The sequence below is a fragment of the Bacillus sp. MUM 116 genome (assembly GCF_001866655.1).
Lineage (GTDB): Bacteria > Bacillota > Bacilli > Bacillales > Cytobacillaceae > Neobacillus.
Genome location: NZ_MLYR01000140.1, coordinates 1 through 883, shown reverse-complemented (window position 1 = coordinate 883; position 883 = coordinate 1). Strand labels below are relative to the sequence as shown.

Annotated in this window: 1 pseudogene; it reads left to right on the top strand. The window is 40.1% G+C overall.

The window, feature by feature from the left end:
* Positions 1 to 883, top strand: a pseudogene (locus tag BIV60_RS25635) (IS3 family transposase); the annotation flags it as partial.

Genomic DNA, 883 nt, shown 5'->3' with positions numbered 1-883 from the left:
TACCTGCCCCTTCAACAATTATTGCTTGGAGAAAACTATTTGAAACACAAGGATTAGATGCCCTTCAATCAAAGAAAAAGGGGCGTCCATCTATGAAAAAAGAATTCAATCAACAACCCAAACAAGAACCAGTCAAAGGCTCTACTGAAGCCCTTGAAGCACGTATTAAACAACTAGAGATGGAAAACGATTATTTAAAAAAGTTGAATGCCTTAGTTCAAAACAAGGAAAAATCACCAAACAAAACAAAGCGCAAGTAGTCTATGAACTAAGGCATAAACACCAGGTGAAAGCACTCGTAAAGCTCGCTGGCATTCCACGTAGCACTTATTATGATTTAGTGAAACGGATGAATCGTCCGGAGCCGGACGCCGACTTAAAAGTGGAAATAAAGGCCATTTACGAAGAACATGAAGGGCGTTATGGCTATCGTCGTATTCGTGATGAGCTGGCGAATCAGGGACAAAAAGTGAACCATAAAAAAGTGCAACGTATTATGAAAGAGCTTGGTTTGAAATGCTTAGTACGTATGAAAAAGTATAAATCGTATAAAGGCAAAGTGGGAAAAATTGCGCCCAATATTTTAGACCGCAATTTTACGGCAGACGCACCAATTGAAAAATGGGGAGTTTAAATTATTCGGCGAGAAGCTTCATTTATCGCCAGTTTTAGACTTATTTAACGGAGAGATTATCACGTATACAATCGGTTCAAGACCAACCTATTCACTTGTTTCGGGCATGTTGGAGAAGGCATTGGAACGTTTACCTGAGAACCACCAGCTACTCATGCATACCGATCAAGGATGGCATTATCAGATGAAGCAATATCGTCACGCACTTGAATCGAGAGGGATAGTCCAAAGTATGTCTCGTAAAGGAAA